This window comes from Paracoccus sp. JM45 (assembly GCF_003590715.1).
GTDB lineage: Bacteria > Pseudomonadota > Alphaproteobacteria > Rhodobacterales > Rhodobacteraceae > Paracoccus.
The window spans coordinates 1-8,646 of record NZ_QQVY01000039.1 but is presented as its reverse complement, the minus strand read 5'-3'; the positions used below and the strand labels follow the sequence as shown (position 1 = coordinate 8,646).

Below are 8,646 nucleotides of genomic sequence, written 5' to 3'. Positions count from 1 at the left end.
TTCACGTGGGTAGCGAAAGCCCTTCAGGGGCGGCAAATCGATTGGAATGTTCATCAGGCAGACATACCTCTACCAAACCCAGTCAACAACTTGGCAATACCTCGTAGAGCTGGTATAAAAAACGCGGCCGCAACGGGTGGTAGAGTAAATACTCAAAAACTCATTTACTCAAATACTCAATCCATAGATCACGGGTGATGCTGGATATGGTCCGGCCTTCTTCCGCCGCGCGCCCCTTGATGCGGCGGTAGAGCGAGTCCTCGATCTCCGCGTTCAGACGGCGCTTCTTCTCGTTGGTTTCGGTCACATCGTTCAGGAGCTTCGACTTGATCTCGTCGCGCTGGCTCGGGCGTTTGCTCGAAAGAGCCATCATGCACCCTCCGCGTCGATGAAGGTGAGAATCTCGTCTGTCAGGGCGTTCACCTCCGCCAAGGCGTCGGCGTTCTTGCTGTCGAACACCGTTCCCCCCTCGCTTGCCGTCTGGGGATACACCTGCCGCTGCGTGATGTGAGTGCCGAATACGCCAAGACCCTGTTCCGCGAGTGCCGTGACGATCTCGTCGCCAAGACGTGTCCCCGCGATTGCGCGGCTGATGATGAACCGGGCCGCAGGTTTGCCGTCCGTCACTTCCTGACGGGCCTTGATGAACTCGACCAAGTCCGACGCCGCCCACAGGTCGTAGGGACTGGGTGTGACCGGAATGAACACGAAATCGGTGATTTTGATGCTCGCGGCGATCATGTCCTCCAGTTTCGCCGCGCCATCCACCATGACAAAATCATAGGCGGCGGCGACATCCGGCAGGCTTTTGACGTTGTTTGCGCGGTCCAGGGCGACGAGGGGCAGGGGGTTCTCTTCATTGGCCGCGTGCCAGTCGCGGGCGCTGCCCTGCGGATCGGAATCGACTATCAGAACCTTGTGGCCGCGTTCATGCAGCGAACGGGCAAGGTTCGTGGTGATGGTCGTCTTTCCGCTGCCACCCTTGGGATTCAGTATGGAGATAATCGACACGTCAGTCACCTTATGTAAATGAGTTTTTACTCAAATGAGTATATACTCATTTCGTGGTGGCACAATCAATCCTTTCGACAGAAAGGCTACAGCCGGTCCTTCAGCCGCCGCATGAAATCCATTCGCTCGTGCAGAATGGCGATGATGATCGGCCGATCTTCGTCCAGCCAGACGATGTAGTGGTGCTCGCAACGATGGATGCGGATACCGTCCGGCAATCCGGCGAGCGTCCTTGACTGCGCCTGTTTGCGTCCAACGGCCTCGCAGCACGCCTCGATCCGATCGAAATACGTCTCGGCCTGCTCAAAGCCCTAGGTCTCTTAGGTGTAGCGCCAGATGCCGCGCAAATCCTCTTCGGCGGCAAGCGTGAGGTCATGGGACTGAATGTGGGCGGCTATCGCTCGGCCTGATCGTGCGCTTCGCGCCGGATGTCGGCCATCGACTTCGTGGAAAACTCGCCGCGCTGCGCCTGTTCGATCCGGGGCCGGAGAAAATCGGACAGGGCGGTAACCGCCTCGTCCTCGCTCATGTCATCAAGGGCAGGGGCATCGCCAAGGGTGCGCTTCAGCACATAGTCCTTTATGCTTTCTCCTTTCAGCGCGGCGATGGCCTTCAGCTTCTGGTGTTCTTCAGGGGTGATGTCGATCGAAAGTCTGGGCATGATCCGAAGATAGGGCATGTCAGCCCACAAAACAACATTTGTTGTTGTTCGGATTAGGTGTGTTAGCCCTGCCGTGCCCGAACCTCGGCAATGAAGTCACCAACCGACCAGAGCCAGCCGCGCTGCGCATCGGTGTAGCTGCCATGAACAGGGTAGGGGACGACGAGCTGAAGGCTGGACGCCTCCATCTGGTCCGTCTGCGGTCCGGAAATACCCGGCTCAAGCGTGAGAAGGTGCTTACGGCTGATCTTCTCGGCCTCCGCCAGAACCTGCCGCCAGCGGTCCTTGCAGGTGGACTTGGCCCCCAGCATCGTCAGGCGCGGGTCTCCACCGGCCGGTGCGGCCTGGTAGGTCTCCAGATCGGGAAAGAGGAAGTCGGGCTTGTGGTTGTGTTCGGTGACCGCGCCCCGGACATGCCGGATGTCATGCGCCCGCAGGACCGCCGCAAGGTGGTTTTCCAGCGAATGCCCCATGCGGGACTTGCGCCGGTTCTGGACGCTCAGGGAAAAGCTGATGAAGCCCTCAACGTCCGTGCCGCTGTCGTCCACGAACCCGGCCTCGATCCGCGACGATACGACCTTGCGCTCCAGCCGCCGGAACAGGGCCTCTTCGTGATCCAGCCAGGCAATGAGCGCCGCGTCCGGGTCGTCCTCGGCGCGGACCTCGGGCAGCGTGAGACGGGCCAGATGGGAGAACTCGGCCGTCTTCGGGAACGTGGTGCCGAACCTCTCGATGATGCTGTCCAGCTTGTCGGCTTCGGGTTCCTCGAACTCGACGCCGATCTCGTCCAGGATGAAGCGCGCGGCGAAGTCCAGCTCCGGTTCCTCGTCGGAGAACTCGCGCGACACGAAGGATTTGCCTTCGGGGCGCAGACCGAACAGCCAGAACAGCTGCTGCTCACTGGTGGACCCCTCGGGGGCAACGATAAACCACAGAACGCCGCCCTGGTCCTTGGCGAGGAACAGGGTGTCCCCGGCCTTCATGGCCTCCGTGACGGGGTTGGAGGGGTAGTAGAGCCGCCATTCAGGCGAGCGATCCGGATTATTGAGGCGGGTGTCGTAGTGCGTGGCCCAGCTCTCCTCTGTGAAACCCTCCTGATCGCCGCCAAGCCAGATGTAGATTGCGGGAAACTTCTGGTGCTGTGTGTCCCCCAGAAATTCCTCCCGCATTTGGGGCGTCGTATTCACTTCGTGCTGGTTGGACCGTTTAGGCTCGGCATCCACGGCGGACAGGCGCTTGACCCCGACGCCCTTGAAATAGTCAGACAGTTGCCCGCGTTGTATCACCGCTCACCTCCAGCGTTTTTGTATCGGATTTCAACCATATGGCGCATTGATCGACAACGCTGTCGAAGGGCAGGTGGGTCTTGCCCTTCAGGGCGCACTCCCGGACCGTTCCGATGCGCCAGCCCGCCTCGGTCAGGGCCTGATACTGCCGCCGGTCGCGCTCGATGTTCCTGCCGATCTTGTCGCGCCAGAACTCCTCGCGGCTCTTCGGCCAGCGAAACAGATGGCAGTCGTGCCCGTGCCAAAAGCAGCCATGAACGAAGATCACCGCGCCCCGGCTTGCGAACACAAGATCGGGTTTGCCTGGCAGGTCCTTTCGGTGCAACCGAAACCGGAATCCGCGCCGGTGCAACGCGGACCTAATCGCCAGCTCGGGTCTGGTGTTCTTGCCCTTGATGCCCGCCATCATCCGGCTTCGGGTTGCGGGCGTGACGGTATCCGCAGGCATTACTCCGCAGCGATACCGGGTTCAGGCAGGGGAAGCTGGACCTGCACGGTGGCAGGCACCTGCCGCCCGTCCAGCTCCATCGCCTCGATGATGCGCGGCTGCATGAGCTGCGCGACCGCGTTCACGACCGGCACGACAACGGCGTTGCCGAACTGGCGATAGCCCTGCGTGTCGGACACGGGGATCTTCCAGTCTGCCCGTCCGGGCTTTTGGAACTCCATAAGGCGCGCGCACTCGCGGGGCGTCAGACGGCGCGGGCGGTCGCCCTTCTGTTCGATCAGGATTTCGGAGCCGTCCTTGTAGTAGCGGGCGGACAGGGTGCGGGCCACGTCCTTCGGACCGAAGAGCGAGAACCCGAACCCGTTCCCGGCGCTGCGGTGCTTCTCCTTGTAGCCCTGAAGGTAATTCCACATGTGTTCCGTGAGCGTGTATTTCGGATCGACATCCCTATCGAGGATCGACCCCAGCTTCGGTCCGTCGCCTTCCGGCACGGCAAGCTGATCGAAGTCGAACCCGACGCTGTGATCCTTGAAGCCGACGATGAAGATACGCTCGCGCTTCTGCGGCACCCACGGAGACGAGCTTATGACCCTGTGAAAGACGCGATAGCCCAGCTCCTTCTCCAGCACATGGATAATCGTGGCGAAGGTCTTGCCGCCGTCATGGCGCTCAAGGTTCTTCACGTTCTCCAGTAGGAAGGCAGGGGGGCGGTGATGGTCGATGATCTTGGCCAGATCGTAGAAGAGCGTTCCCTGCGTATCGCAGAGAAAACCATGCGGACGGCCAAACGCGTTCTTCTTGCTGACGCCCGCGATAGAGAGCGGCTGACAGGGAAACCCGGCCAGAAGCACGTCATGGGCAGGGATTTTCTCGGGTGCGTTCGCATAGGGGCGCACGTCCTCGGCAAAAACGTGGTCGCTGTTGGCGGGTTCCGGGAAATTGGCGTTGTAGGTCTCGCGGCTGAACCGGTCCCACTCCGCTGTAAAGACGCACCGACCCCCGATGGCCTCGAAGGGCAGGCGTAACCCTCCGATCCCCGCAAAAAGGTCGATGAAGCGGAATCCTTCCAAGCGCTCGCCCGTGCAGCGCGCATCCGCTGTCTGGCGCAGCTTCTCCAGACGGAGCCGGTCGATCCGCTTGCCTTCGCCGTTGATATGTCGCCGGACTGTACGGGCGTTCACATCCAGAAGCTCTGCCGCCGTGTAGATGTCGAGACCGGCGCGATCCATCAGTTCTGCAAATTCTGTCCGTGGATGCGCGTTCATGTGCCTGCCCCTGATCTGTGTCGGTTTATGACAACATGTCATAAACTGTCCCAGAGGTTTTGGGAGCCCTGTTTCTGGTATTTGTTCATCCTGTGTTCTAATATGGGGTTAAGGTAGGATGATGCATAAGACCTGTCTGCTAATTTTCCACCTATAGATGCTCGACACCGATGTTTGGCTGCCCGGTTCGACTTATGAATGCGCCAAACCGTTGGACCAGATTGCTCAAGAAGGGTGGCGAAACAGAGGCAACCCTTGCCGTAAGTTGCCCGTTCAACTCATCCAAGGGGATTGTTCGAATTTTGCCGAACTGCACGAGGATTGGCTCCTCACTCCCTGGAATAGGGGGCAGGAAGTGAACCGATGCAGGCAGGTTTTGATTAACGAAGTTACGCAGAAACTTCGTAGGCTCTTTTCGCTGGTTATTGCTTGTTGCTGCTCGCAAAGCTTCTACATTCGCGGTCCATTTGTCGGCACCAAGCGCACATTCTGCCAGCAATACGTTGAGAACCTTGCCAGTAGCCATATCGCACTGGGGCGTCAGAACGATCCAATTGGTGTCGTCAATGAAAAAAATGTCGCCAGTATGAGCTCTGTCAGCGATGTAAGATGGCATGACAAAGTTCTCATAAGGGTGCCAATCGCCTGCCGCTTCGAGGCCGAGCAGTTCGGCGGTGTGGCTGGCATACTGCCGCGCAATCGCTGTAGCCAGCTTCTTGTTGTCATGTCCGATGGCGTCTTCCATCCGCGACCAATTCGGCCAAATTCTTCGAGCAAAGACATCACCGGCAGACTGCTCCAGAACCTCACGCACGCCTCTGAGAGTCTCCATAAGTGACCACTGCCCGCCCAACCAGTTGAGCGCCTGTTCGTACCCGTCATCTGCTTTGTCAAATGTGCTCACAGGCATATCGGCAAATTTGGGGTCAACTTCTGCCGGGTGTCCGGAGACAATCGCAACCGGCATACCCTTCGTTATTATCAGTTTGGATACGAGCGTGTTGCCTATTTCTGGAGAATTCTGCTTTCCTACGTCACCCGTAGGCAAGCGCAGGTCGACAATCGCGCAGTCGATCCTGTAGTCATAGATCGCCTCAAGAGCGTCAGCGATAGTATTCGCCGGAACCGCCTTAAAACAGCGCCCGTTGCCCTCGTTGGCATTATTCCACTCTTCAAGCGCTTCCTGCATCAAAGTGATCATGCGCCCCTCGTCTTCAACGACGAGAATAGTCTTCTTATTCAATGCTCTGGCCCTACCGGAAATTCAATTTCAAACAATGCTCCATCCATGTGTTCTGGATGAAACTTAAGCTTTCCACCTGATCTTGCCAACGCTTCGCGTGCAATGTTCAAGCCAAGGCCCGTACCACCATCCTTCAGAGTGAAGCCAACTTCGAAGATGCGTTCCCTGAACTCTTCACGGACCCCTGGTCCATTGTCCTCGATGAACACATGTCCCCCATCATCAGAACGGGAGAGGGTGATTTGAATACACGGCTCTTCAATACCTGTCGCCTCCAGCCAATGTACGGCATTGCCCATGATATTCACCATTGCAGTAGATAGGTCTTCCGAATTACCGAGGAACTCCATGCCTTTAGCGGTTGTTTCGATCTTTACCTCAACTTGGTGGCTCTCAAATATTGCCAGAGCATCCTTGATTGTCTTGATGGGGTAGAACAGTGTCGGCTGTCGACGTTTTCCACCGGCCAGCGGCCGCAAGACCCGGAACAGTTCAGCCAGCTTGTCGCCTGATGCTTTCATTTGCGGTATTCGCTGGGAAAAGAACTCTCTTGCTTTGCTCTTTCCGCTGTCATCGCCCGTTAGAAACGTCTTCAGCATGACGTTCATGCGATCAGCACTCTTCCGGATAAACGTTGCCTCGGGCGACCCCTCGTGCAGCACCTCAGCGAGGATGGCTCCGAGCGAAGATTGTGCCTCAAGAACCCTTTGCCGCTCTCGCATCGCATCAACACGCAGCGACAATCGTTGCGATTCCTTGTCAATGATACGCTCCGCCTGTTCGCGCTGTTTAGGCTCCAGCAATGAGATCAGCTTCCTGACACGCTTCAGCTCAGAAAGCTCCTTCAGCTCAGCGAATGACGATGAACGAGACCTAGAAATTCCAGCCTTCTCTCGAAAATCAAAACGTTTCGGCTCAACAACCTCTGCAAGCAACCGCTTTGTCAACCTTGCAAGGTTCTGGAATGCTGCGTTGTCTTCGAAGCCCTCCCGGCTGCTCCTCTCAAAAAGGTTCGAGTCCTGTTCGCTCCCGATTTTGAGGTATCCGGCTATCTGGTTGTGTCCAACCCGCAGGGACGGGTCCTGGACGCGCCGGGAGTCAAGTGCCAGCCAATCATTCTCTGGATCACCGTAGGGTCTGACCCGGAAACCTTCTCGATATATTGCGACCCCGGAGATACTATCGAGCAACCGGCGCGCCTCCGTAGCACTCAAGTCGCCCATGCCTGCGGCCTTCATGTTACTCTTCAGCGCATCTGCTTCTCGATCAAACAGATAGAGTTGAACTCCCACGTTTCCCGCACTTTCGCTTCGCTTTATACCAGCGCCCGGGATCGTGATTGTTTCGGCACCCCGTCCCGCGCGGTGAATTGTAAATGAACCCTCAAACGAGCCGTCAGCCGCAAGCGTCCCGCTGAGTTCATAATCGCAGGTCGATAACAGGGGAAAAGGATGAACACGGCGGCCGTGGCCACGGTAAGGGCTGTCGGGCAGGTCAGGATCGGCTTGCGCAAAAATATCCTCTGGGTCGAAACCTGCGGAGCTGTTGTCGTAATCGGATAGGTCGAGGTAGACACAAAAGTCTTCACTTTTTTCGTGTGACGCTGAGAACGGTGAAAGCAACCGCCTAAGTTCGTTGTATAGCTTCGTCAGCCTCTCCTTGGTCCATTCTTCATGAAGTTCGATGATTTCGATGGTTGTGCCCGTGGGTTCGTCAACAGCCTGAACAAGATAGTCGATTGCGATGTCTGACAGGTACACGTCGTCGCTGAAAATACTCCAGTCCAGCTCCGGGATTAAGACTGCGGCATTGCCCTCCTTGGTCTGGAATGTGGATGTCAGAGCCATCTTCGCGCCAAGCTTTGCCGCAGCAAACCGGCCGATCCCCTTAGAACCCATCATTTTTCGATCTTTGGTTGGCGAGCGGCGGTTCTTCACTTTCGATGCTGTTGCAGGTTCCATCCACTTCAAGCGAATATCATCTAGCGACATCCCGTGACCGTCATCGGCGATGGATATTCGGCCCTCACCCGGCTGAAGTGGCGGACTGAACCTTATCTCTACGAAGTTTGCGTCGGCATCATAAGCATTCTTCACCAGTTCGATCACCGCAGCCTCGGGGCCGCTGATCAATTGGTCACCAATAGTCCGAATAATTCGTGCCTTTGGTTTGAAGCGCAGTTTGCTTTCTTCGGTGTCAGGCATTGGCTAACCGCGCTCCAACCGCGTGGGCGACTTGTAGCAGTCGAAACTCTGCCCTTGGCCCATCAGTAGAGTTTATAATATTTAGGCTATTCACACGCATCTTTCATTCCAAAGGTTTTCAAATTGAACCACCGTACCACAGGTTTCGAGATCAAAGGGCATGGGTCGCACCGAAACCTCCCCTAAACTTTCCGCAACAATAGCACTATGCAAGCTGTTGAAAACGCTTGATACTGGTCCTATTTCATGCCGTAATCTTACAAATTGCGGCCACGTCGCGGCGGCTAGCCTAGAATCCTCTACCTTGTGGCCATAGCTACCAAAACGAGCGCCCATTTGCCCTATTACGAACAGGCGGACGTTTACGGTTTCGATGCCGGGTGGCTTCCGTAGCCGCAGCGACTTCAAAAGCTCTTCAGTGGGTATTGCCAAGTTGTTGACAGCAGATTGTGCTTCTCTGTGAAGGGCGTGGATCACGCGGTCATCTCAGCGGTGTAATCGGCCCAGAGGCTGAACGCATCGTTGCGG

8 protein-coding genes and 1 pseudogene are annotated in these 8,646 nt (G+C 57.0%); all 9 read right to left on the bottom strand.

The window, feature by feature from the left end:
• Positions 1 to 160: 160 nt before the first annotated feature.
• Positions 161 to 370: a hypothetical protein gene (locus DWB67_RS17265; protein ID WP_119808788.1), complete on the bottom strand. Its 210-nt coding sequence runs from the start codon at positions 368 to 370 to the stop codon at positions 161 to 163.
• Positions 370 to 1,011, bottom strand: coding sequence for a ParA family partition ATPase (parA, locus tag DWB67_RS17260; protein ID WP_119808787.1), 642 nt, complete (start codon positions 1,009 to 1,011; stop codon positions 370 to 372). Before parA ends, DWB67_RS17265 begins: the two co-directional genes overlap by 1 nt.
• Before the next feature lie 86 nt (positions 1,012 to 1,097).
• Positions 1,098 to 1,301, bottom strand: a pseudogene (locus tag DWB67_RS17255) (hypothetical protein); the annotation flags it as partial.
• A gap of 104 nt (positions 1,302 to 1,405) precedes the next feature.
• Positions 1,406 to 1,672 (bottom strand): antitoxin, encoded by a 267-nt coding sequence (locus DWB67_RS17250; protein ID WP_119808790.1) that lies wholly within the window; start codon positions 1,670 to 1,672, stop codon positions 1,406 to 1,408.
• 62 nt (positions 1,673 to 1,734) lie between these two features.
• A complete protein-coding gene (locus DWB67_RS17245; RefSeq protein ID WP_255418747.1) occupies positions 1,735 to 2,958 on the bottom strand; it encodes a type II restriction endonuclease in 1,224 nt (407 codons plus the stop codon).
• Complete coding sequence (locus tag DWB67_RS17240; protein ID WP_119808785.1) at positions 2,933 to 3,406, bottom strand: very short patch repair endonuclease; 474 nt, start codon at positions 3,404 to 3,406, stop codon at positions 2,933 to 2,935. The genes DWB67_RS17245 and DWB67_RS17240 overlap by 26 nt, the downstream gene beginning before the upstream one ends.
• Positions 3,406 to 4,671: a DNA (cytosine-5-)-methyltransferase gene (dcm, locus tag DWB67_RS17235; RefSeq protein WP_119808784.1), complete on the bottom strand. Its 1,266-nt coding sequence runs from the start codon at positions 4,669 to 4,671 to the stop codon at positions 3,406 to 3,408. Before dcm ends, DWB67_RS17240 begins: the two co-directional genes overlap by 1 nt.
• 151 nt (positions 4,672 to 4,822) lie before the next feature.
• On the bottom strand, positions 4,823 to 5,914 hold the full coding sequence (locus tag DWB67_RS17230; protein WP_119808783.1) for a hypothetical protein: 1,092 nt from the start codon (positions 5,912 to 5,914) through the stop codon (positions 4,823 to 4,825).
• Entirely contained in the window at positions 5,911 to 8,118 is a 2,208-nt protein-coding gene (locus DWB67_RS17225; RefSeq protein ID WP_119808782.1) for a sensor histidine kinase, read from the bottom strand. Before DWB67_RS17225 ends, DWB67_RS17230 begins: the two co-directional genes overlap by 4 nt.
• Positions 8,119 to 8,646: the final 528 nt, after the last annotated feature.